Here is a 25,143-nt window from a genome sequence, read left to right as displayed (position 1 = left end):
ACAGCGAACAAAAGATCGAGGAATTGGAAAAACGTGTTGCGAGTACGACGGAACAGTACAAGGAGCAATTGAAACAGGAAGCAGAAAAAGCGGCCCAATTGTTAAAAGAGACCACCGAACGTCTGACTCGGGAAAAAGAAGAGCTAAATCAACAATTGAATGAAAAATGGCGTTCTGCTGAACAGGCTCACGTTAAGGATCAAGAAAAGTTCATTACAGATATTTCTGAGTTACGCCGGCAGCTGCAAGAGTTAGATACTCAAAGCCGCGAAGAAATCCGTCTCTTGCGGGAAGATGCTCAACTTAAGGCTAGGGAATATGATCATGCTGTTAGAGACTTAAAGCAAGAAAAAGAAAGCGTGGCAGATGAAAGTGCCAAATTGATTCAGGAAAATATCTTCCTTCAAGATGATAATGAGCAATTGAGGCAACAAAACACCACTCTGCAAGATATCTTAAATAGTGATATTGAATTGCAATGCCACTCAATTGTTAGGGATAAACTGACCCCATTAACTAAAAATTATTTAGTGCATCTTGCTCGGGAAATACAAAAATCAGTAGCTCCTTCACTCGATATTAAGGTTAATGATGTATCAGGTCTTATTACTCAGGTTAATAAGATTATAATATGGCCTGACGATAAGGCTTTGCAACTTAAGCAAAAATTTGATGCAGTAAGTGATTTATATGCAACTCTTCAAGATAAGACTGTAATTAGGCCTAGTGAAAAAGTGACTAAGTTCTACGAGCAATTAAATGATGCGGATCAAGTAATTAAAACGCACCGTGATCCCACATGGAAACGCTATACAGCTAACGCTGCGGCTATATTAGGTATTATCTTGACGGGTATTTTCCCAGGTCTAATAGTGCTTGGTATTATGGCATTAAGAGGTAGCTCACCTAAGTTTTGGGAGTCTGCAGGCCAAACGTTTTTTGCCTCATCTTCAGGTGAAATCGTAAAGAATGTTCCTGATGTAGTAATGAACAAAGGGATTAAATAAAGTGTACTGTGGGATGGCTTAATTTAATAACCTGCTGTGTTCTTTATCAACACGCTATAATGATTTCTATAGCGCGTTTTTTGTTTATGGGATAATCATTTACTCTCTCACATCATCACGAGCCTTGGCGAGAGATCTCCTTAATTGGGTACCGTGCTATAACCAGGAGATCTCTCGCCAAGGCTCGAGATGACGTGAGATGGCTCGAGATGACGTGAGGTGGCTCGAGATGCCGTGAGGAGGCTCGAGATGCCGTGAGGAGGCTCGAGATGCCGTGAGGAGGCTCGAGATGCCGTGAGGAGGAGGTGATGGAGTTGTACGATTTTTGAATCAACTCGGATTAGTTGCTTATTGTATTGCTCATGGAGTTATTACTTTCATCAACTAAATCATCAGTCATTTTTATAAGGACCTTACGATCATTTTTGGCGAACAGTCCTATACCCACTGCTAGTAAAGCACTCCCTCCCGCTATCAGGGCAGTACTTGGAACCAGACCAACACCAGTAACTCCTAAAGCAACTCCCCCTGCGGCTACAGCAGCCCCTAAAAGAATCATGGCAGCTCCTAAAATATTCCACAAAGCATTTGTATTTTTTTGCATTCGCAAGGCATTTTGTTGGTATTCGGCAGTAATTGTCCGACGCGCTTCACCAGGTTGAGACATCAACAATTGAGTGGTTAAGGTAAGGTGATGAGCGAGAATGCCGGGTTGTTCACCACCTTCATAAAGCTTAAGAATCTGTTCTCTTACGGTGATTGCCTTTTGACGAATGGTTGGATCAGTCAATTGATTAATTACTTCATTGAGCTGACCCAGTTCTGCTCCATATAACTCATCTGTATGCACCAATAGATTCAACATCCTGGTATTATACTCTACGATATGACAGGTGATGTTATGTTTGGCAAGTTCTGGATAATGATTTTTAATCGTACTGATAAAATGGGCTGCTGTCGTTTTTTCAGGATTATTAAAGGCACCACATCCAGGCATGACAAACACAACCGCTACAGGTTGATTGATCCCTTTTTCTTTATATTGTTGTGCTAATTTAATTGCCTGTTGGCATTGCAAAGAAATACCCGCCGATAACATGCATCCTAAGGTACCTTCACCTCTGGGATTTTGTAATGTCGTGTTTGACGTGGAGCGAGCATCCAGCGGTGATGTTTCCATTTTACGTAAATCAGGAGCTGCATAACTGACTACAGTCACAGGGGTAAGAGTCGGAGGTGCTTCCAATAACGAAAAAATGTTCTCTACTGAGTTCAGATTTTTTGTATCGGTAAACCAATGAGTAGAAGTAAAGCCACCATCCACCGGAACCTCATAGACATTATTTTGCATATCGAAATAAATAGGTAATTGTGCCAATTCGTTATTAGTATTGGGAAAAGAAGTAAATAAATCATTAAAAAAATCTTCTGATTCAAGATAGGACTCTTTTTTCTCAACAAGATTGGCGCAAATAGTCAGTACCATCTTGAGATAACGTTTTTGATAATCTGCTACATCAATAGGTTCTGATTTTTCTGTATAGGCATACTGTCCTTTTTCATTATTACGTTGATGGACATCGTCAAAATGCAATACCATCTTTAATGCTTCGTCAGTATAACGGGAAAACAATTCTTCAACAGAGCCTGCAGAATACTTCGCAGCTCCATCTCGATGAGAGTTGGGGGCATTATCCGCAACAACCATTTTTCCTTGGGCGGATAAATCGTTTATCAATTGGATAACATCACCACAAAAAAACTGAATACCCGAATGTTGAGATGAAGATGGGACTGTTTTTTCTATCTGAGTCATTTGGGCTTTTATACTGTCTTCTTTTAAAAGAAGAATAAATTTTTGCAGACAGTCTTGATCATCTAAAGCAATCAGTAATTTATTTATGGCATCAAGCAAACCGGTTTCATTATCAGCAGTAATCGGAGTATTGGTTATTGCCTTTATTTCTTCAGGGTAGTTTTTAATTAACTGGGCTAAAAAAAAGGTTTGTGAACACCAATACTGTTTTCGGGCTAAAATTTGCTGAGGTGTATAAGTGAGATGGGTCATCATTTCGGTAAAGGCAAGAGAACGATTACTTTGTGCTTGCCGCATTTCTTCAATAGTCTTGGAAGGTCCTTTCATATAGGCATGAAGCGTATAACGACCTGCATTAAGAAGACCCATAAAAAAATTTGGCATACCGAAAATCCCACTGAGAAATAGAAAAGTATAACGATAAAGAATAATTGAGTCAATTTTTAGGCACAGTGATAACTAATCGCATTTACTGATATTAGGCAACGTCCCTGAAGTTTTTTTACACACTAGCGCGGGAGAGGGGGTAGATCGAGGTAATCTCAGAGAGTGGTGTATAAAATAACTTCAGGGACGTTGCCTACTATTGTATTTGCAATGAGTTTCTATAGTGAAACGTATTACCATCCTCCTTGGTAGGGACGATGTTTTTTCATCTGATTAAGGTTTTCACCACGATGATAATGAAGTTTCCATGCATTTTGCTTTGTCGTGTTATCCCAAAAAGGGTGGTAATCAATGGCAAAAAAGCGTTTTGATTGACCATCACTTTGTTGTTTGTATAAATTCAATCCGCCGCCGCCTTTGTTCTGATAAAGAAGCAATGCAACCCTATAATTGCCTTTACGCATCATAGCATAAGCTGCCATAGCGGACGTTAGGAAAGCAATACTACCATAAGGAATCGAATTCTTAGAAGATGGCTGCAGCGGTTCTTCATTCCCATCCATTTTTTAAATCCTGTTTCTAAAGCAATAAGGCACATTCTACCAATATTGCTTCAATAAAGTGACTTATTTTAATTTAAGTCCAGGAAAAATAGTTTTAACTTTCTCTTTTAAGATGACTTCTAATAATCCTACTGGCCATACTAAAATTTATAGAGGTCTTGTCTTTAGTCGGTTAATCTTCATTTTCATCAATGATGATATCTAGCAGTGGTCTTTTGAATGGTATGGTGCAAACGAAGGTGGTACCTTTTCCTGGACTACTGGACAATTCAATTTCCCCTTCCAAATCAGCCATAAGCTGCTTCACGATATGTAGGCCAAGTCCTGCACCTGAGTATTTATTTTGGTTAGCAGGATGGATACGATAAAATTTTTCGTAAATCAGAGATTGTTTTTCAAGTGAAATTCCAATTCCAGTATCAATGACTATTAACTGCAAGATAAGATTTTTATCATCAATCATTTTACCTAATTTCACTTGAACAGATACGCGTCCTTTTGTAGTAAAACGAATAGCATTGCTTAGTAAATTTAATAAAATTCGACGAAGTCTATAGGGATCGCCAATAAAAACTGTAGGTAAATCGGTCTCATACTCAGAACTTAATTTAAGCTTTTTGGAAACCGCAGCTGCCTGTTGCATGGTCACTGTTTTCTCAATGAGTTTTTTCAAATCGAATTTTTTGGCAAGTACTGCAGTGTATTCTGTCTGATAACGGGAAAAATCGATGATGTCATTTAATAAATCAAGGAACTCTTTTGCTGAGCCATAGGTAAGCTCAAGTAGTTCCTTTTTTTCAGGCTCAGTTTCAGCTTCGGCAAGCATCTGGACAATACTGTAAATCCCACTAAACGGAGTGCGTAATTGATGTTCCATATTGCGTAAAAATTCAGATTTTGCCTGGTTGGCTGTTTCAGCTGCCATTTGGGCCTGGCAGAGGTCTTGTTCGATCTTTTTTCGATCAGTGATATCAAAAGAAACGCCTAAAACCCCTATTACATCACCATTTTTATTATATAAAGGGGCTTTTTTAGATAAAAAGATAGAGATTTCGTCTGAATTTGCCAGTTGCGAGGCTTCTTCTCTGGTCAGGGTTTCTTTATTATTTATTACCGCCAAGTCAGATTCTCTTAGAATATCTGCTTCGTGCTGCCAAGGCATTTCATAATCTGTTTTACCAATCATTTCTTTAGGATCTGAAAATCCAGCCGATTTTGCCTGGGCTAAATTGCATCCTTGATAAACCGAGTCTTTATTTTTCCAATACACATGCCCTGGCAAGTTTTCAATAATGCTTGCAAGAGTCAGCTCAACCTTTTCTTTTTCAAGGCGGATCTTTTCTTCTGCGTTCTTTCTAGCGGTTATATTGATTGAAATACCCGCAATTCCACACAGTTCTCCCTGCTTGTTTAATATAGGGATTTTCTGGGTCAGGTATATCTGGTTCACTCCACTGATATCGCACACTTGTTCTTCAAAAATACAGGGGGCTTTTTTAAAAAGCACCTCCAGATCATTTTTTCTAATTTGGTCGGCCATCTGTTTGGGGAACAGATCGTAATCCGTTTTGCCGATAATTTGAGCGGGGCAGGCAAAACCCAGATTTGTTGCCTGCAATAAGTTGCAGAGTAAATATTCAAATTTTAGATTTTTCCAGTACATATGTACTGGGGTAGTCTCAATCATTTGCTTATATAAATCAGTTTGACTGAAGTTATAAAAATCTTTATCTGCCATAATATATCTTTCCTAAATTTATGGGTTAATCACCTGATAGGCGTCAAACGTAGACCCCATATAATTTTTTTCTAATTGATTTATCTCTTCTGTTACCGTACTGGCATAAATGTGCCGTAAGAAAAAGAGTGATGGATTTTGTCTAGAGCATCCTGAATGCAAGGCAAATTGTTGCATAAGAATTAGTTTATTCTCATGCAGTTTTTTACTCTCCAGACCATCATCGGAGTTCATCAATTCAAAAGGGTTTCCTCGAAAGGACTCCAGCCGTTTACCGGAGTACTGAGGATGGCTGGCTGTATTCGCTAAAATTAATTTCAAGGGTGTTTCGCGTAATGCACGCTCAATATATTCTTTGGGGGATTCATTGAGTGCATCTAGTGGATAACGCACCTCTCCAGATACGACCATACAATGTCGTGTCAGGTACTGTTGGCCTTGAGCGAGTAAGAGCGTATTGTGGTTCTCTGTATTCATTAATAAAAAATAAATAACTGCATTATCATTTTCTTGTCCATTTTGTTCTGATAGTTGATGGACAATAAAAAGGATTGGTAGTTGCTCTTTAATACAGTGATAAAAGATTATTTCACTGACTATATAACAGGGCAGTACTGCACGATCCTCATCAGATATTTGGTATAGGGCAGGTAAAACGTCTGTAAATCCATGTTCTTTGGGTAAGTCGTGTGCAATCTTTATTATGAAATTGCATCCTAAGGTACAAATCAGTTGTTGGTATTTATGGGTCAGTCTTTTTGACTTGTATTTGGAGATATGAAATTCTCTACTGATGTATTCCAAATTGATGGCAACCGGTATCTTATTTTCTCGAATATTGAAATGAGTTAAGAAATAACAGGCAATGATGAAAATAAAATCATTGCTTAATGAAAGCAGGAGCTGATGTCTTGCAAAAAACTCATTAATATTTTCTCTGCCATCAAGGTTTTTATTATAGATTTTTGAGTGCTTGATTGCATTTTCCCAATTAAAAATAGTATGTTCCAGTTGTACTCTATAATTTCGAAATAGTTCAATCTCCTGAATAAACTGATTCCTGGATTCGCTAGAGTTAAGCCATTTTTTGGCAAGGTTAAGTATTTTATAGGCTCTGATTTGACATAGATTTTCTCCTACTTGAGCATCGAATGACTCCAAGTGGCCTGCCACGAAGAGTTCCAGAGCGCTAATGGAAAAATCTACAATTGATTTAATAAAATAAAGATCGCTAAGCTTTTGATATTTATTAACCAATTGAGCATTTTCTGAATAGGGAAGCAAAGAAAGAATATTATGTTGCTCGTTTTGCTCATCAATAAACGCGTTCATCATATTCCTTGCTATCAATGAGTCTTGACGTATTTGTAATAAATAATCAAACAGGAAACCCAACCACAAGTAATGATGCTTAATAAATATCCTCCTGCAAGCAAATAATCCTTTTCTAATAATCCGTGTAACATGGTAAAAAGTTGGATGACATTAAAGCCAACAAAAGTCACTAATGAAACACCCAAGGCTGATTTCTTTTTAATTAAAGTAATAATTTGGGGGATAAATAGCGCGGCGTTAGCCAATAAACTAATTGAAAAACCATATTGAACGACGTATTCTGTTATTGACATGCTCACCTCATTTTTCCGTATTAATACCATTATATTGTCTTTTGCTAACCACCCATTAGTTTCTAACCTATCTATAATATAGCAGTATTTTTATGAATCTATTGTGTTGCTTTAAGTCGATTAGGTGTATCTTATTGGCGACAATGGCGGCTGCAGTTTTTGTTAAATAAATGCATTATACCATCCTGAGCGTTATATGACACAAAATTATACACCTATAAATATAGAAACTTTAATATTGGTTGCGGTTTGGGAGTCTCCTTTTGTATTTCAGGGCTCTTTTAAGATTATTGATAAAAGCAGGCATACAGAACGGTTTATTTTTTATAGGTGCGAATGTAATAAGTCTGAAAAAACCGATCTTCTTGAAGATGAATTCTCTCCCTATGATTATCAATTGACTCATTTATATCGTGTTGCTTCAGATCAGACTCAGCTCGAATTTATGGGACAATTAATTGATGATGCCTTATATTTATTGAAATACGCACTTTATGTATCCCTGACTGAAATGATACGCAATAACAAGCAATATCTCACTTATATTGATGAAGTTGCTCTTTTGGCTATTAGTAAAAGGGTCGGGGCTGTATTGAAAGAAGGGGTAGATATTCAAGAGGATAAGGATCTTGGTTTTGCTGTATCCATGGATTTTAATCCAAGTGAAGCTTTAGGCCAGGCTGCAGTATCTGCTTTGATTGTATAGGGCTATCTGGGTTTTCAAAGAGGGACATAAGTACTGGATCCACTGGCGCCAACTTTAGGGATACAAGACGTAGCCTGGGTGAAGGCGCAGCCGTAACCCGGGATCGAAACCTGATTTGTGCCTTTCCCGGATTACGCTGCGCTAACTAAAAGGATGTAGCCTGGGTGAAGGCGTAGCCGTAACCCGGGCTCGAAACTAATTACAACGCCTCAATTCTAATTTGATGTTCCATCAATTTTTCTTTAGCTTGTTGCGCCTGCATTAGTTTTTCTTGTTCTTTTGCTATAATTTCAGCCGGGGCTTTATCAGTAAACATAGGGTTGCTTAATTTTCCTTGGGCAAGACTAATGTCTTTATCCAGTTTAGCCATTTCTTTGGCGAGTCGAGAAAGCTCCGCTTCTTTGTCTATTAAATCCGCCATGGGAATTAATAGTTCAATGTCACCTAATACAGCCGTAGCAGATACCGGTGCTTTTTCCTCAGCGCTTAAGTAATGAATTTCACCTACTTTACTCATCGCTTTTAAAGTTTGTTGGTATTTCTCAACTCGTTTTTTAAGCACAGGAGTAATATTACGGATATGCAGAGGAATTATTTTGGCTGGTGAAATGGACATTTCACTACGTATGGTTCGTAAGGCTTGAATTGCTGATTTTAACCAATCCAGTTCTTCTTCAATGGAGTCATTAATGAATTCTTCATCCACTTTGGGATAAGCACTTAGCATGATACTGACGCCATTCTCACTAGTGAATTTTGTCGTTCTTTGCCAGATTTCTTCAGTAATGAAGGGCATTAAGGGATGAAGTAGTTTTAGAATTTGATCCAGGACATGGATTAATGTTCTGCGTGTTCCTCTTTTCAGAGCACTTAGAGCGTGCTCATCCTGAAGCACTGGTTTGGATAATTCCAGGTACCAGTCACAATATTCGTGCCAGACAAATTCGTATATGGTATTGGCTAATAAATCAAATCGGTAAGTTTCGAAATAATGGTGCACTTTACTAATGGTGCGTTGAAGGCGAGATAATATCCATTCATCTGCCGGACTGTATTGGAATGCGCCATCACCGAAATCAATTTGTTCTTCATCGGTGTTAAGCAAGACATAGCGTGCTGCGTTCCATAATTTATTACAAAAATTTCTGTATCCTTCAACACGACCTATATCAAAGCGTACATTACGACCAGTGGACGCAAGGGAACAATAAGTGAAGCGTAACGCATCTGTTCCATAGGCATTGATGCCTTCAGGGAATTCTTTGCGAGTTGCTTTAATAATTTTGTCGCGAACCGAAGACAACATCAAATTGGACGTACGTTTGGCTACTAAAGATTCAAGATCTATTCCATCAATAATATCCAGAGGATCAAGCACATTCCCTTTGGATTTGGACATTTTATGTCCTTCACTGTCACGGATTAATCCGGTAATAAAGATGTCTTTAAAAGGAACTTTTCCAGTGAATTTTAGGCCCATCATAATCATGCGGGCAACCCAGAAAAATATAATATCAAAACCGGTCACGAGTACTGAAGTGGGATAAAACTGTTCCAGTTCAGGGGTACGTTCCGGCCAACCTAAGGTTGAAAAAGGCCATAAAGCTGAAGAGAACCAGGTATCAAGAACGTCCTCATCTTGTTTTAATGGAGTTGCTTCGTCAATGTTATATTTAAAGCGAACATCATTTTCACTATAACCCACATAAATATTGCCCTGACTATCATACCAGGCAGGAATTCTGTGTCCCCACCATAATTGGCGGCTGATGCACCAATCTTCAATATTATCCATCCATTGAAAATAGGTCTTGTTCCAGTTTTCAGGGATAAAACGGATTTCTCCTTTTTTTACTGCGGCAATTGCTGGTTCAGCTAAGGGCTTTATTTTTACATACCATTGATCGGTTAACAGGGGTTCAATGATTACATTTGATTTTTCCCCACGTGGTACTTTTAATTTATGGGGTTCTGTTTTTACCAGGTATCCCTCTTTATCTAACTCCTGGATGATTTGTTCTCTGGCAACAAATCTATCCATTCCTTGAAATCTTAACGGAGCATTTTTATTAAGAGTCGCTTTTTTGTTTAAAATATTGATCAAGGGTAAATTATGTCGTTTGCCTACTTCATGATCGTTAAAGTCATGAGCTGGGGTGATTTTAACGCAGCCACTACCAAATTCTTTGTCTACGTACTCATCTGCGATAATGGGGATGGTTCTATCACAGAGGGGAAGATGTACTTGTTTGCCAATCAAATGTTGGAAACGAGGATCCTCTGGATGAACTGCTACCGCTGAATCACCTAGTAAGGTTTCAGGGCGAGTAGTAGCAACTACCACAAACTCTGTGGAATCAACAACTGGATAGCGAATATGCCAGAGAAATCCATCTTCCTCTTCAGAAAGTACTTCCAGATCAGATACTGCAGTGCCCAGTTTGGGATCCCAATTCACTAAACGTGTGCCTCGATAGATCAGACCTTCTTCGTGAAGTTGGACAAATACCTTTTGCACCGCTGCAGATAAGCCCTCATCCATAGTGAACCGTTCCCGATCCCAATCTACGGATGCACCTATACGCCTCATTTGCTGGGTTATGGTGTTACCCGACTCATTTTTCCATTTCCAGACATACTCTAAAAATTGCTCACGACTTAAATCTTTTCTGGCTATTCCCTGCGCTTCTAATTGTCTTTCCACCACGAGCTGAGTTGAAATCCCCGCGTGGTCCGTTCCTGGTTGCCATAAAGTCTTGTCACCTAACATACGATGATATCGGGTTAAAGCATCCATAATTGTGTGCTGAAAACCGTGCCCCATATGAAGACTGCCCGTTACATTGGGAGGGGGAAGCATAATACAAAATCGCTTGCCATCACCTTTGGGTTGAAAGTAATGCTGACTTTCCCATTTTTTGTAATAAGCTTGTTCTATTGCTTCGGGAGAATAGGTTTTATCCATGTTTTAGCCTGTACTGGTAAAAACATAGAATATTATCACAGACTGGTGGGACATAGCCATTTTCATGAGGAGTAACAAAATTGATTTATTGATAGGGGCTGTTGCCAACCGCCCCTAATGAAATGCAAATTAAAATACAGGTTACCTGTCAAGCTAATATAAATTTGATTTACGCCACAATGGCTATTAATTTCTTGCTCATCCTCCAGAAACAAAAAGAGTAGCTTCTCAATAAAGGTCATCCCGAACGTAGTGAAGGAGCTCATGGAAGTGGCTCTGTGCTTTAATATGGAGATCCCTCACTACGTTCGGGATGACGTAGTTTCTTCAGGTAATAAGTCACAAAAAAGAGCACTGTGTGTTTAAAAAACATAGATTTTCACGTGCTCTTTCTTTATACTACGCGCCTAAGACGAAACGCAAAATCTTTGAATGCATTCACTTATGGAAAATTGGTGAATTATTGATTTTAATGGCTAGTAAGATTAAGGAATTATTACAAGGAAAGTCCTCTTAATTGATTTAAAGAATCAAAGTCTTAAGGAAATAAGAAATTTTTTTGCAGGCATTCCCAATACACAAACTGAACTGGAATTAATTGGGGATTTTGATGGTGGTGTTGATATATTGAACACAACTTATCCAAATGCTGCACAAGCCTTATCTTACCTCCCTAAATATATTACAACCGTCAAGTTCAGTGGTGAATACGTCATCAAAGATGCCAAATTTTATGATAAAGCGGGTCCTGACGTTTATGTTGAAACTCCTTATAAAGATATTCATATCGGTACTGCGTTGCCACAATTTATTGCTTGTCTTCCTGACACGGTATCTAAGTTATCCTTCGCGTTTAAGTGTACTCATATTCCAGAGGGATTAGTTGTTTTTTCCATCGACGGCCTAAATAATGCGCTTGATTCTGTAAAGAGGAACATCACTTCATTAGATTTATCAGGCATGAGTTTCAATGGTGTTTCTCAAGATAAGATAATCAGGTTATTCTGGAATATAACCCCAACGGTAAAAGCCCTTCACATTAATTGTTCGGCGTCACTTTTAATCAATATTCTCGATGTATTACCTGATACGATTCTTCGTCTTGATTTAAGCGGTATTTATTTAGGAAGACAAAATGAAACCTATTTTATTAATTTTCTAGCCTTGCTCTCGCCTGCTTTAGAGGATTTGGATTTAGGAAGCTGTCAATTAAACGAACTAGCCCCAGAGGTATTTCATACCTTAACCTCCGGTTTACCCCCAAAACTTGTTCGATTAGGTTTAAGTAACAATAATTTATTTACCATGAAAACCACCCCGATAAAATTAGCCAATTCTTTGCGTGCCATCTCCGCTTCTGTTGTTGAGGTGGATTTGGGTGAGAATTATTGCTTATCAATCAAGAGTGATTTTCTGGCGGTTATTCTTAATGGTTTCCCCCAAACAGTTAAAAGGCTGCGACTAAGTCAAAGCGCTTATTCCTCTGTGGAAGGCATATCGCCAATGGATGGCAAGCGGCTGGCAATTAAATTGAGTAAAATCCCTTCCCATGTGGATACTGTTATTTTTAGCCGGATGAATTTCTTTGACTTATCCGCGCAGGAATTTTCAACAGGCCTAAAAGGATTACCGTCCACCGTCCATACCCTTGATTTTAGCGAACTGACCTGGAACTCAAGACCTTTTGAGGATTTATCGTTCATTTTCGCAAACCTGCCTCCCCATATTGTTGCCATCAAATTATGTTACAATAGATTGCTGAGTACGAATCCCGACACATTTAAAAAATGGCTTCATACGTTTGCTCCTCAGGTTAGGGAAATTGATTTTTCCGGCAATGGTTTTGATCGATTGCTGTCCTCCCAATTTAATCGTTTTTCAACCGGCATCCCAGGCCGCGTCATTCGTATTATTCTGGATAAAGATCAATTTGCTTTGCAAAATGATGGGGCTTTAGTTGCCTATCCCTCCACAAGACATCACCAAGGCCTGTTTAAGCCATCAGGGGCTATTCTTCATCACAAACAGTTAGCGGACTTTAGGCTCGTGATAACGCAGTTTTTGAAATCCTCCCATTTGCCTTTAAACGCAGTAGCCCTCATTTTTTCCTATGCACTGGAATCCACAAAACAAGAAAGTAACCATATGGAAAAGCAATTGGCCATTGGACTTATTTCGGGAAAACTGCCGGCACGCGTTACCACCGCTATGAAACAGGAATCCATTAATACAGCTCTTGCTCGTATTCATTCAGCAACCATTGCTCAAGCGTCGAAAAAGGATTTAAGTCGCTGTGGATTAAATAGACTTGATGACGTTGAGTTAGTCAGTGCTCTCTTCAGGAAAACCCCTAATAGAACCACAGAGTTGAGTTTAAGAGCGAATGGTTTTGGACAAACTCGCGAGACCCTGGCTTTTATTATTCAAGTATTAAGAAAAATTCCTAAGCGAGTAACCTACCTTGATTTAAGCGATAATGGCTTTGAGGATTATGATGCCGAGCAATTAAGCGAGTTATTTTTTCACCTTCCTCCTACCGTGAAGCTGGTTTCTTTGGGTTCTGAAAAGCCTCTAAGTCCAGCAGACCACATCGCCTTAAGACGTTATCCGGACTCCTACGAAGAGTTAACGGTTCACTGTGTCGATATCATGCAAAAAGCCCGTACTATTTTGGATGATTACACCAAAGGGGACTCTAGGTTCTGGCGGACGGTGTATTTTCACTGGAATCGTCATAATACCGCGGAAGTGGCCCAAATAGTAACCCGTATTGATCAAGGTTTAATTACTAACATTAATGATGTATTAAGTGAGCTTAATCTTATTGAAAAAAGCAATGACATTGGTTCTTTAGCCAAGCGAATCAGTTTCATGGCAAAAACCTCGTTGGTGCCTATAGACGATGAGCATGCTGAGGGCATGGAAATGTCCACCCTGACTTCGGGTATTTGCGGATATTTAATGTAAGCAGTTTATTGATGAGTGATTGACTGAGGGACGCTATGGCAGATTATTACGAACAACTGGGACTGACCCAGGATGCGACGGAAGAAGAGATTAAAAAGGCTTATCGGCGGCTGGTTTTGGTGACGCATCCGGACCGGGTGCCGGGAAAAGAAGAGGAATTTCGTCGCATTCAGGAAGCCTATGATACTTTGAGTGACCCGGAGCAACGTCGAAACTATGATGCTGGACTCAATTCTTTGGACAACTGCCTAGGGCATATAGAGCGTTTAGCGCGGCAAGGCTTGAGATTCCATTTGGTTGAATCCCCAGAGTTGTATGACCATTATGCCTATATCAATGCTTTATTTAATTGGAGTGGTAAAGAAGCCTTGGTTGGGGGGCAAGACATTTCTGAGCAACACGACACGTTCTGGGAAATGCTCAATTATGTTGATTATCGTTTATGCCGGATAGAAGAGCGATTAAAAGTCATGTATCGCCGTAATCCTTCTGAGGAGGTTAAAGCGCGGCTTCGTTTCATTGATTTGCACTTAACTAAAATTTGTACGGTGGTTCCCGTTATATTGGGCTGTGATAAACGCAAACGGCTGTATGATTTAGCCATGGGCTTTGATCAATCGGCTGAAATGCTGGAAATTGAATGCCTCATTGGAGGGAACGAGGTTTTAATTCAATACATTGAAAAGCAAGCCACTATCAATATTGCCAAGGGGTTTTTGCCCTGAGGGACGCACAGTGCCTGAATCCTGCCAATTTTAAGCAATTAACATCAATTGACCCGGAGAGCGATTTCTCTTCCCTGTCCATGACTTTAATCAGTTTGCTGGAGGCTAATATACTCACCCAGGCCAATTTTGAGCGGCTGATGCAGCAACACCAACATGCCCTTGCCATTGATAATGGGCTTGGCCGTCTGGAATTGGTTGGTATTCTCAATCAAAGATATTATGAAATAGTGGTTCAGGCAGGGAAAAAAGCCGAATTAGTAGGGTCTGCCATTGGCTATTTACAGCAGGTTGGCTTATTAAATGATGAAACGCTCCGGCCTGTAGCCCAAAAAAATCCTGAGTTGGATATTTGGCCTCCGCTTGATGGCATGCAAAGGTCCGGGGAATTGAATGAAGCAACCTCGCAGGCTTTTTTATGGACCGGCCCTGCGGAGCTTCATGTACTGACCCATCGTCTTGACCAAATGATTGCTCATGGTGTTTATCTCATCAGCCAGGATGTTGAGAAGGGCAAGACTGCTCTTTTACTCGGTCTGGAGCTTAAAAAAGAGTTAAAAGAATTTTATGAGCGACCAGCTGAAGAGCAAAGAGAAAACTTAAGCGTATTTAAAGATTCTTTCCTCCATCAATTGCACAGTAAAGACGATGAAATGGCGATTCACCGCGAGAAGTGGAAAATTATTGTTGCCAATATTGCTATTGCTTTGACGGGAGTAGGCTTAATTGCATTGGGTATTCACTATGCCTTAAATCGGCAATGCTTTTTCGCACTGACGAAACGAGAACAATTGATTGAACATATAGAGAAAACGGAATGGTTGTCGCCTGCATGTTCTGTTTTAAGTAGGCAACGTCCCTGAAGTTTTTTTACACACTAGCGCGGGAGAGGGGGTAGATCGAGGTAATCTCAGAGATCGGTGCATCATCTAAGAATGAGTGGTGTATAAAATAACTTCAGGGACATTGCCTAGTTGATCATAGATAACGGTACTTACTTAATTTCTGAAAAGTATTAAGAAGTAGCCTGGCTGCACCTAGGCTACCTCATCAAATCCCTTACTTACTGGCGGCCTGTCATTAATATACTAGCCATGCCCGTTATACTAACACCGCATGAGCGGAGCAGTGGGAGATCAAAGGTCAACAGCCTCTAACGCAGCGGGTTCATTCGGTTTACGACGATGGTCTTCAGCAATGTAGGTATACATAGTCGGTACAACAAACAAGGTGAAGCACGTTCCAATCAACAATCCGGTTGCTATAACCAGACCTATGTCAAAACGGCTTACTGCACCAGCGCCACTGGCAATCAATAGGGGCAGCACGCCAAAAACCATTGCCGCTGTTGTCATTAATATGGGACGCAATCGAATAGCTGCCGCTTCTTCCACTGCAGCACGCTTATCAAGATTTTTTTCGCGTTGTAAGTGGTTAGCAAAGTCAACAATCAAAATTCCGTGTTTACTGATCAAACCGATTAAGGTAATCAAACCTACCTGAGTGTAAATATTAATACTTGCTAACCCTAAATTGAGTGGAATTAAAGCACCACAAATAGACATGGGCACACTGATTAACACAATTAAAGGATCGCGGAAGCTTTCATACTGAGCAGATAGAACTAAAAAGATGATAACGATCGCAAAAAGGAAAGCAAAGACTAATGCGCTTCCTTCCTGCATAAATTGTCTCGATTCACCGCCAAAATCATAGGTAAAACCTTTAGGTAGGGTTTCATTAGCTGCATCTTGTAAAAATTGGAGGCCTTCGCCCAACGTTTTTCCTGGCATCATCACTGCCTGGATGGTTGCTGAATTTAATTGCTGGAAGTGAGTTGCAGCATTAGGCTGAGTTTTTTCTACAGGAGTAACGACAGTTGAAAGAGGGACCATAACTCCGGCCATTGTCTTAACATAAATTTGGCCTAATTGCTCTGGTGTGAGACGGAATTTACGATCAAGTTGAGGTATGACCTGATAACTCCTGCCTTCCAGGTTAAAATAGTTTACATAGTTACCGGATAAAGCACTGGTTAAACTGCTTCCTACCGCGCGCATATCCAAACCCATTTCCGAAGCTTTAGAGCGATTTATAGAGAGTTCCACTTCTGGTTGGTTAAATTTAAGGGAATTATCGATATAGATAAATAAACCACTTTTTTTAGCTTTTTCAGTCAGCTTGTTAGAGACATCAAATAAACTTTGGAAGTCATTCGTGGTTTTTACGACGAATTGAACCGGTGTACCACCACCTCCTCCGGGAAGCGGGGGAGGGACGATAGCAAAGGCATTCAATCCAGAAATTCCTGATAACTTATCTTGCAAGGGCTGTTTTAGGTCAAACTGACTTTTAGATCGCTGATCCCATGGTTTGAGAACCATGCCCGAGACAGGTTGACTCATGTTGACGGTAAAATAATTTTCTGTTTCTGGGAAGCTTTGGTAGATTTTATCAAAAGGCTTGGTAAACGCTTCGATGTAATTTAAAGTCGCAAATTGAGGAGCAGTAGCCATGACAAAAAAGAAACCTTGATCTTCATCAGGAGCTGTTTCAGCAGAAGTATTAAGATAAAGGTAGGGGAGCATCAGTACGACAACTGCTGCAAAAACAAGCATAATTGCGCGAGTGTTTAATAAATTATGTAATACCTTTTGGTAACGTACTCTGAGCTTGTTGAATTTATCGTCCAGAAAATGGACGAATTTACCGCTGCTTATTTCAGAGGATAATATTTTGGAGCACATCATAGGGGATAAAGTTAACGCTATGATTCCTGAAATGATTACCGCACTGGCTAAAGTGAACGCGAATTCTTTAAATAAAGCGCCAGTCAATCCTCCCATAAAACCTATTGGAGCATAAACGGCAGCCAGAGTAATAGTCATTGCAATAATGGGTATTGCAATTTCGCGAGCGCCAACAAGTGCTGCTTCAAAGGGACTTTTTCCTTCTTCAATGTGGCGGTGCACGTTCTCTACTACCACAATCGCATCATCCACCACTAACCCAATTGCCAGAACAAAAGCAAGCAGGGTGAGCAAGTTGATACTATAGCCTAACATCAGCATGAGGGTACAAACGCCGACTAGGGAGAGAGGAATGGTAACCATGGGGATTAAAACAGAACGAATTGAACCAAGGAACAAAAAGATAACCAAAATAACGATAACACCCGCTTCAATCAGGGTATGGACGACTTCTCTAATGGATGCCCTGATAAAATCGGTTGCATCATAAACTATGGTGCCGGTCAGAGAGGGTGGAAACTCTTTGATGACGGAAGGCATCAATTTTCTTACATCACTTATTACGGTGAGCGGATTTGCAGTAGGGGTTGGTGTAATGGAAATAAATACGGCTTTCCTTCCATTAAACGTTACTGAATTATCATAGCTTTGCGAGCCTAATTCTATTTTAGCGATATCACGTAACCGGATGATTGACCCTTTGTCGCTGCGAACAATCAATTTACTAAAGGCTTCAGCATCGTTCAGATCGGTTTTAGCAGTCATATTAATGGCCACGTATTCGCTTTTAGTATTGCCAGCCGCTGTTAAGAAGTTATTACTGGCAAGAACTGCAGAGACATCGGCTGGGGTGACATTTAAGGCCGCCATTTTAATCGGATCGAGGAATATTCTCATCGAATAGGTTGCCCCGCCTAAAATTTCTGCTTTTGCGACGCCATCAACTGTTTGTAGTTGGGGTTGAACAACACGAGTTGCATAGTCCGTAATTTGTTGGGGTGTCATTTCTGTACTGTCCAGACTGATGTACATCAATGCTGTAGACGAGTCTGATTTTTTGAGAATGACAGGCTGTTGTGCTTCCTTGGGTAGTTGGTTAATTGTTTGCTGTACTTTACTCATGACGTCAGTAAAGGCTATTTGAGGATCGAAATTTAATTTTATGGTTAAAGTAATGGTACTAAGACCTTGCACACTGGATGAGGTCATATAGTCTATACCTTCTGCGCTGGCAACTGCATTTTCTAACGGAGAAGTAATAAATCCAGCGATAAGATCTGCATCCGCACCAGGATAACTGGTCATAATAGTAATGACGGTATTGTCCATACGAGGATATTGGCGAATTTGCATTTTATAGATGGAATTGATACCAAAAAGAAAAATCAGCATACTGATTACTATGGAAAGGACGGGCCGTTTGATAAATAGATCAGTAAATTTCATAAGTTATCCTGCAAAAAACCAGCAATCATTCAAATTTAAAGCCAGCAAAATATTATTATTTATTGTCCAATGGTATTGGGATTCATGTCATTATTTAGTTGAACACTATTATTAATGACCACCGGGGTTCCATTCTGTAATTTTAAATCGCCTGTGGAGACCACCAATTCACCTGCTTTGACCCCTTTCTTTATTACCGTATAATTACCTTGCTGCTCACCAGTGGTAACGAATACCCGGTTGACTACCAATACGTCTTCACCCTCTTTATTTTTCTTACCTTCTTTATTTTTTTCGATAATGTAGACAGCATTTCCATACAGGCTATAAGAAACTGCAGTTGATGGGACAATAACAGTGCCTGGCTCTACCGGTTGCTCAATATCAATGGAAGAAAACATACCGGGGATAAACACATAGTTTTTGATTTGATTTTTTTTATTTAATTCACTATTACAGGTGACGATTAATTTATTGCCTCTGTTTTCTTGCCGTGTTTTTACCAGTAAGGATTTTCTGGGATCTTTTATTGCCTCTGCAGGGCAATTGGGCAAAGTTGCCTGAACTAATACGTTATGAGTATTCAAATCAATTTTAGAGTTAACTGCTGTTATTGTTCCTTCAAAAAGAGCATTAGGAAACTCTTCCACCGAAAACAGAATGCCTTGGTTGAGACGAATGCGTTTGTATAGCTGTTCTGGGAGATAAAATTCAAGAAACAAAGGGTCCAGTGATTGCAAAGAAACAATGGATGTTTGTCCAGGGCTTATATATTGTCCTAAATTAACCTGACGAATGCCCAAACGACCTGAAAAGGGCGCAACGATATGTTTATGGTTGATTTGTGCTTGGACTTGCTCGAGTTTGGCTTGAGCCTGTTGCAGATTTGCCTTTGCCTCATCAACGCTCGAACTGGGGGTTGCCCCTCTTTTTGCCAAATCAGTTTGTCTCTTATAATTTAATTCTTTAAGGGTAAGTTCTGATTGATTAAATTTTAACATCGCTTGATCAACACTATCATCAATAGTGATCAAAGGAGCATCTTTCTCGACGTATTGTCCTGACTCAAAATCGATTTTAACCACTTTGCCTGAGGCTTCAGAGTTGACCTCTACACCACTCATTGCAACGAAATTGCCTATGGCATTAAGGTTTGGTTGCCAATCAACAGTTTGTGCTACAGCCGATGAAACAGTAACCGCAGGGGGTTCATAGCTGGCGAAGAATTGTTTAATCATAAATGACTTAATCAGATTAAAAGCAATGATTCCACCGAAAACAACCAGTAAGGTTATTCCCATGATCGTCATGCGCTTCTTCATTTTCTTCCCCTACTCATGTGCTGTAAATTTTAATAGGTGTGCAATATATCATAAAGACATACTTTATCACCTTATTGTAATGATTTGTTTCAATTTTTATTTATTCATGGGTAGAAAGAAAACCTATTGACTAAATTGAATACTTTGTTACTATGCGACTTCCATCCACTAAGGGGAAAACCATGAAGTTGAAGTCTTTGTTGTTCGTAGTATGTTTTAGCTTATTTTCGAATGTTTTTGCAGCTAATTTACACATTAATCCAAAAGCAGACGCTGAAGATAAAAAATCTATAACAAAAAATATTTCCTATCCTGGCTACTGCCAAATTGAAATTATTAATAACAGCTTCACTGATGTGACCGTTTTTGGTACTTATGAAGATGGCTCATCATTGGCTTTTGGTATTTATAGTTTTGATGCACCTCATTACATTAGCCTTTACTATAATTTATATTGCCATAGCCAAATGTATATCACTGTTCAATCACCTTATTACACCCTTTATTCAGGTTGGACTAACGTGAACAGTACTATTAGAATTTTACCTTATTTGAAAAACCAAGCTAAAGCCGAGTTATCAACTCGATAAATAAGTAAATAAAGGAAAGTTCGTTTTTATGAACTTTCCTTTTATTTTTTGAGGAGTTTTCCATGAAATACCTCGTTTCCTGTCTTTTAGTGTTACCTCTGATTACCTCCTGTGTCGAGCAAGATCAATATTACGAGTCAAATTATTATAATCCAGCTCCCAGAGTAGAGGTTGAACGCAATAATCCAAATTATCATCACCATAATAATGGATACTATAGACCTGCGCCTCAAGGAAGAGCTTATCATGGTCATACTGATGTAAATCGCAATAGAGTTATGGTTAATCCTCGTGCATCTCAGGGAGTGGGTGAAGTACAACATAATATTCATGGACAAGGTGGAACCCATCATAACAATGTTGCTGAGCATCCTCCTACCACTGGGGGAGCTGTTGTAGTGCAAGAAAATGTGCAGGGGAATGTGCATGGACATGACAACAATGTTCATGGCAAACCTCAGCAACCTGTTCATGCACATGATGACACCCCAGAAACAACACATGGGCATAACTAATATTTATTATTCTCCAAAATGAATAAAAATTATTTTTCCAAAAACTCGGATGTGGCCTGGGTGAAAGCGAATGCTGTAACCCGGGATCTGGTGGTACCTCAGGCGGCCACTGAATATAGAGAATATAAAGAACTAAAATTGCACGAATGTCCTCTTCGTATCTGAATTAGTTTTATGGTACTCTAATAAGGTTTTTTTCTTTAAGGGGCCTTGATGCGTGACTCACTTAAACTATTATTAATTGGTTTTCTTTCCCTGCTAATTATTGCTTGTACTGCTTCGCCACATTCTGAAAGTACCGGCGAGTATCTTGATAGTTCGGCAACGACTACCAAAGTGAAAGCCAGTTTAGTTGATCAACTAGGAACGAATGGATTTTTTGTGAAAGTTAAAACCTATAAAGATGAAGTTCAGCTTAGTGGTTTTGTCGATACGCAAAGAATCAAACTAAGAGCTGGGGCCATTGCGTCAGGTGTAGATGGTGTTAGAAACGTACGTAACGATATTATTGTTAAATCCAGGTAAGTATCACTACTCCAAGCTAAGGAATACTCATGTTTGATGGAAGTTATACCATAGAAAATTTTGATGAAGCACTTTTTAAGGCTATTTCTGATGAAAAACGCCGACAAGAAGACCATATTGAACTTATCGCGTCTGAGAATTATGTAAGTCCGCGCATTCTGGAAGCTCAAGGCTCTGTGCTTACTAACAAATATGCTGAAGGTTATCCGGGTAAGCGTTATTATGGTGGTTGTGAATACGTTGATGTAGCTGAAGAACTTGCCATTGACAGAGCAAAAAAATTATTTGGTGCAGATTATGTTAATGTCCAACCCCATTCAGGTTCCCAGGCTAACGCTGCAGTAATGATGGCTTTATTATCTCCAGGGGATGTTATACTGGGTATGTCTTTACCGCATGGCGGCCATTTAACTCATGGCTCCAAAGTTAATTTCTCGGGCAAATTATATCAGGCCGTGGAATACGGTGTAGATGTTAATACCGGATTAGTTGATTACGATGCATTGGAGCGTTTGGCCCTAGAGCACAAGCCTAAAATGATAATCGCCGGTTTTTCTGCTTACTCCAGAGTACTTGATTGGGCTCGATTTAGAGCGATAGCTGATAAAGTAGGTGCCTACTTGTTAGCTGATATGGCTCATGTGGCGGGTTTGGTAGCTGTTGGTTTTTATCCGTCACCAGTACCTTATGCTGATGTAGTGACCACAACAACTCATAAAACATTAAGAGGTCCTCGAGGAGGTTTAATCCTTTGCCGCTCTAATGAAGAAATTGAAAAAAAATTAAATTCTTCAGTATTCCCCGGTATGCAAGGCGGCCCATTAATGCATGTGATTGCGGCAAAAGCAGTTGCCTTTGCTGAAGCATTATTACCCGAGTTTAAACTATATCAACAGCAAGTTTTGCTTAATGCTCGAACCATGTGTGACGTGCTTAAAAGCCGAGGATATAACATTGTTTCTGGCGGAACTGATAACCATTTGTTGTTAATTGATTTAATTAACAAGAATATTACCGGTAAAGAAGCCGATGCCGCTTTAAGCAAAGCGAACATTACTGTAAATAAAAATTCAGTGCCCAATGATCCTCGTTCTCCCTTTGTAACCAGTGGATTACGTTTGGGAACTCCTGCTGTAACTACAAGAGGCTTTAAGGAGAAAGAAATAGAGTTTTTATCTAATTGGGTAGCTGATATTCTTGATAATATTAATGATGAAGCGATTATAGCCAGAGTCAAAGCGCAAGTTTTGCTTTTGTGTCGTGAATTCCCTGTTTATGGTTAATCATGTATTGTCCATTTTGCCATGCAGAAGAAACAAAGGTTATTGATTCTCGTTTAGTCGCTGATGGTGCCCAAGTGCGCAGAAGGCGACAATGTCTGGAGTGCCATGAGCGCTTTACTACTTTTGAAACGGCTGAATTAATTATGCCATTAATTATCAAACGTGATGGAAGACGAAAGCCTTTCAACATTGATAATTTGCGCTCAGGGATGCTGCGTGCTTTGGAAAAAAGACCAGTTAGTGTTGATGCTTTGGAAGAAGCAATTATCTCAATCACTCAGGAAATTCGTCGCAGAGGGGAACGTGAAATTGATTCACAGTTGATCGGCGAACTGGTGATGAAAGAGCTGTTTAGACTGGATCATGTGGCTTACGTGCGATTTGCATCAGTATATAAACGCTTTAAAGACGTGAGTGACTTTAGACAAACTATAGATCAAATGAAAGAAGATAAAGAGTAGGGTATGTTGACCATTCAATTATTGGAATACTATTTAACACCTTGCTACTTGTTAACACCTTGCTACTTGTTCCTGAGAGACGGTCAAAAATTGAAATGCGTTTGATCTAGTCTGTATCTGAACCGTTCGAGCCGAGAAAGTGCGAAGCACTGCCTCCAAACCGAACGGTTCTCGGCAATTCAAAAATTTAAGAATTAATTCATGGGGTAATAGTGGAAAAACAATCTATAAGCGGTAAAAGACGGGCACGAAAACTAGCACTTCAGGCACTTTATCAATGGTTAATGTCTGGAAGTGATCTTCATGAAATAGAAGCCCAGTTTCGGGTTATTAATAATATGGAGAAAGTAGACGGCGACTATTTTTGTCGTTTATTACATGGTGTTCCCTCTCATGTTGTTGATTTGGAAGCCAGTATTGCTCCTTTTTTGGATAGAGAGATCAGTGGTTTAAATCCTATCGAGCTTACTGTATTGCGAATTGGCGCTTTTGAACTCTTTAACTGTCCTGAAATACCTTATAAGGTCATACTTGACGAATCGATTTCTTTGACTAAAGAATTTGGATCTCAAGATGGATATCGTTATGTCAATGGCGTATTAAATAATTTGGCAAGACAGGTACGTTCCGTTGAAATCAGTCTTGGCAATGAATGAATTTTCCTTAATTGAACAATTTTTTAAACCTTTTCCGGTTAAGCGGAAAGAGGTTATGTTTGGCATCGGTGACGATGCTGCTTGTTTACAAATTCCTAAAGGCAATGATCTTCTGGTTAGTACGGATACTTTAGTTTCAGGCGTTCATTTTCTTCCTGAGTGGGATCCGTATGACATAGCGTGTAAAGCGGCGATGGTTAATATTAGTGATATGGCTGCAATGGCAGCGGAGCCTTGCTGGGCGACTCTTGCTTTAACCTTGCCTGAGTTGAATCAGGGCTGGCTTGAGGCTTTTGCACGTGGGTTAAGCGTATCGTTTAATGAGTTTAATGTAGACTTGATTGGTGGTGATACCACGCATGGGCCTTTATCTATCACTTTAACCATTATGGGGTTGGCTCCCCATAGCCAGAGCATCAGACGTAATGGAGCCCAACCGGGGGATATAATTCTGGTTTCTGGTCCATTAGGTGCTGCAGCCTTGGCAGTCAAATTGCTCACCAATCATAATATTTCTGCAACAGATAAAGCCGAGTTGATGAATAAATTATTACATCCAAAACCACGAGTGGATTTAATTTCAATGCTACGGTCTTATGCTTCTTCTGCTATTGATATTTCCGATGGATTAAGTGCTGATTTAAATCATCTCTGTGTTGCCAGTGGAGTAGGGGCTTGTTTAACTAAAGAAGCGCTTCCTATCCATAGGTTATTACCTACCTATTGCGGTGATGAGGCGATTAATTTAGCACTGACTGGAGGTGATGATTATGAATTGTGTTTTACTGTTTCACCTCGAGTATTAGATTCTTTAATAAAAGAATGTCATAAAGCAAATTTAGTGTGCTATCCCATTGGAGTGATAGAAGATCGTCCTGGCTTAAGGATGCAAGCAGCGGATAAGGCTTGTGAAGAATTAAGACCTGCTGGTTATTCACATTTTTAGATTAGATTTTCTTCGCAATCATTATTGGGGCCAATCTCGAAGAAAAAACATCTTCAACAGGAACATGCATTTCGTGTACACTGAGTTTTTCGAATGTTTTTTCTATCTGATTTTTTTGTTGATTGCTTCGAACGAATTGAAATTTAT

At 39.6% G+C, this 25,143-nt stretch carries 19 protein-coding genes and 1 pseudogene; 12 read left to right on the top strand and 8 right to left on the bottom strand.

The features are described from left to right. Positions 1–1,007, top strand: a pseudogene (locus LOX96_RS15635) (hypothetical protein); the annotation flags it as partial. A 340-nt stretch (positions 1,008–1,347) separates the two neighbouring features. Here the strand turns inward: LOX96_RS15635 and LOX96_RS15630 are convergent. The 5 genes from LOX96_RS15630 to LOX96_RS15610 all read right to left on the bottom strand — a co-directional run bounded on the left by LOX96_RS15630 (position 1,348) and on the right by LOX96_RS15610 (position 7,139). Continuing rightward, positions 1,348–3,207 (bottom strand): hypothetical protein, encoded by a 1,860-nt coding sequence (locus LOX96_RS15630; protein ID WP_250424290.1) that lies wholly within the window; start codon positions 3,205–3,207, stop codon positions 1,348–1,350. A 236-nt stretch (positions 3,208–3,443) separates the two neighbouring features. Continuing rightward, positions 3,444–3,773, bottom strand: coding sequence for a hypothetical protein (locus tag LOX96_RS15625; protein WP_250424291.1), 330 nt, complete (start codon positions 3,771–3,773; stop codon positions 3,444–3,446). A 172-nt stretch (positions 3,774–3,945) separates the two neighbouring features. Then, positions 3,946–5,511, bottom strand: a complete 1,566-nt coding sequence (locus LOX96_RS15620) for a PAS domain-containing sensor histidine kinase (protein ID WP_250424293.1) — start codon at positions 5,509–5,511, stop codon at positions 3,946–3,948. Between the two features lie 18 nt (positions 5,512–5,529). After that, complete coding sequence (locus tag LOX96_RS15615) at positions 5,530–6,846, bottom strand: hypothetical protein (protein WP_250424295.1); 1,317 nt, start codon at positions 6,844–6,846, stop codon at positions 5,530–5,532. A gap of 11 nt (positions 6,847–6,857) precedes the next feature. Beyond that, positions 6,858–7,139: a PQ-loop domain-containing transporter gene (locus LOX96_RS15610; protein WP_250424298.1), complete on the bottom strand. Its 282-nt coding sequence runs from the start codon at positions 7,137–7,139 to the stop codon at positions 6,858–6,860. 196 nt (positions 7,140–7,335) lie between these two features. Between LOX96_RS15610 and LOX96_RS15605 the strand changes: the two genes are divergently transcribed. After that, the gene (locus LOX96_RS15605; protein ID WP_250424300.1) at positions 7,336–7,845 is read left to right on the top strand and encodes a hypothetical protein; all 510 of its coding nucleotides are present in this window, start codon (positions 7,336–7,338) and stop codon (positions 7,843–7,845) included. 199 nt (positions 7,846–8,044) lie between these two features. Here LOX96_RS15605 and LOX96_RS15600 read toward each other — a convergent pair whose 3' ends face one another. Beyond that, positions 8,045–10,810, bottom strand: a complete 2,766-nt coding sequence (locus LOX96_RS15600) for a valine--tRNA ligase (RefSeq protein ID WP_250424302.1) — start codon at positions 10,808–10,810, stop codon at positions 8,045–8,047. Between the two features lie 627 nt (positions 10,811–11,437). Here LOX96_RS15600 and LOX96_RS15595 point away from each other — a divergent pair. From LOX96_RS15595 to LOX96_RS15585, 3 genes are all read left to right on the top strand, one after another. After that, positions 11,438–13,777 carry a DUF5617 domain-containing protein gene (locus LOX96_RS15595; protein WP_250424303.1) on the top strand — a complete coding sequence of 780 codons (2,340 nt, stop codon included), beginning with the start codon at positions 11,438–11,440 and terminating at the stop codon, positions 13,775–13,777. Positions 13,778–13,812: 35 nt separating this feature from the next. Then, positions 13,813–14,502 carry a J domain-containing protein gene (locus tag LOX96_RS15590; RefSeq protein WP_250424305.1) on the top strand — a complete coding sequence of 230 codons (690 nt, stop codon included), beginning with the start codon at positions 13,813–13,815 and terminating at the stop codon, positions 14,500–14,502. A 140-nt stretch (positions 14,503–14,642) separates the two neighbouring features. Then, on the top strand, positions 14,643–15,365 hold the full coding sequence (locus LOX96_RS15585; protein WP_250424307.1) for a hypothetical protein: 723 nt from the start codon (positions 14,643–14,645) through the stop codon (positions 15,363–15,365). Between the two features lie 273 nt (positions 15,366–15,638). Here the strand turns inward: LOX96_RS15585 and LOX96_RS15580 are convergent, their stop codons facing one another. Beyond that, positions 15,639–18,698, bottom strand: coding sequence for an efflux RND transporter permease subunit (locus tag LOX96_RS15580; RefSeq protein WP_250424309.1), 3,060 nt, complete (start codon positions 18,696–18,698; stop codon positions 15,639–15,641). 59 nt (positions 18,699–18,757) lie between these two features. Beyond that, entirely contained in the window at positions 18,758–20,020 is a 1,263-nt protein-coding gene (locus tag LOX96_RS15575; protein ID WP_250424311.1) for an efflux RND transporter periplasmic adaptor subunit, read from the bottom strand. A 182-nt stretch (positions 20,021–20,202) separates the two neighbouring features. On the opposite strand from LOX96_RS15575, the gene LOX96_RS15570 reads away from it, so the two are divergent. From LOX96_RS15570 to thiL, 7 genes are all read left to right on the top strand, one after another. Continuing rightward, positions 20,203–20,610 (top strand): hypothetical protein, encoded by a 408-nt coding sequence (locus tag LOX96_RS15570; protein ID WP_250424313.1) that lies wholly within the window; start codon positions 20,203–20,205, stop codon positions 20,608–20,610. Positions 20,611–20,672: 62 nt separating this feature from the next. After that, complete coding sequence (locus LOX96_RS15565) at positions 20,673–21,125, top strand: hypothetical protein (RefSeq protein WP_250424315.1); 453 nt, start codon at positions 20,673–20,675, stop codon at positions 21,123–21,125. Between the two features lie 213 nt (positions 21,126–21,338). Further along, positions 21,339–21,650 (top strand): BON domain-containing protein, encoded by a 312-nt coding sequence (locus tag LOX96_RS15560; RefSeq protein ID WP_250424317.1) that lies wholly within the window; start codon positions 21,339–21,341, stop codon positions 21,648–21,650. A 29-nt stretch (positions 21,651–21,679) separates the two neighbouring features. Continuing rightward, a complete protein-coding gene (glyA, locus tag LOX96_RS15555; protein WP_250424319.1) occupies positions 21,680–22,933 on the top strand; it encodes a serine hydroxymethyltransferase in 1,254 nt (417 codons plus the stop codon). A gap of 2 nt (positions 22,934–22,935) precedes the next feature. Further along, positions 22,936–23,394: a transcriptional regulator NrdR gene (gene nrdR, locus LOX96_RS15550; protein WP_250424320.1), complete on the top strand. Its 459-nt coding sequence runs from the start codon at positions 22,936–22,938 to the stop codon at positions 23,392–23,394. A 212-nt stretch (positions 23,395–23,606) separates the two neighbouring features. Then, entirely contained in the window at positions 23,607–24,050 is a 444-nt protein-coding gene (gene nusB / locus LOX96_RS15545) for a transcription antitermination factor NusB (protein WP_250424322.1), read from the top strand. Beyond that, positions 24,043–24,996 carry a thiamine-phosphate kinase gene (thiL, locus tag LOX96_RS15540; protein ID WP_250424324.1) on the top strand — a complete coding sequence of 318 codons (954 nt, stop codon included), beginning with the start codon at positions 24,043–24,045 and terminating at the stop codon, positions 24,994–24,996. The genes nusB and thiL overlap by 8 nt, the downstream gene beginning before the upstream one ends. Positions 24,997–25,143: the final 147 nt, after the last annotated feature.

Source organism: Legionella maioricensis (genome assembly GCF_023618015.1).
Lineage (GTDB): Bacteria > Pseudomonadota > Gammaproteobacteria > Legionellales > Legionellaceae > Legionella > Legionella maioricensis.
Note: the sequence above shows the minus strand (reverse complement) of the source record. Positions and strands in the feature narration are given on the sequence as shown.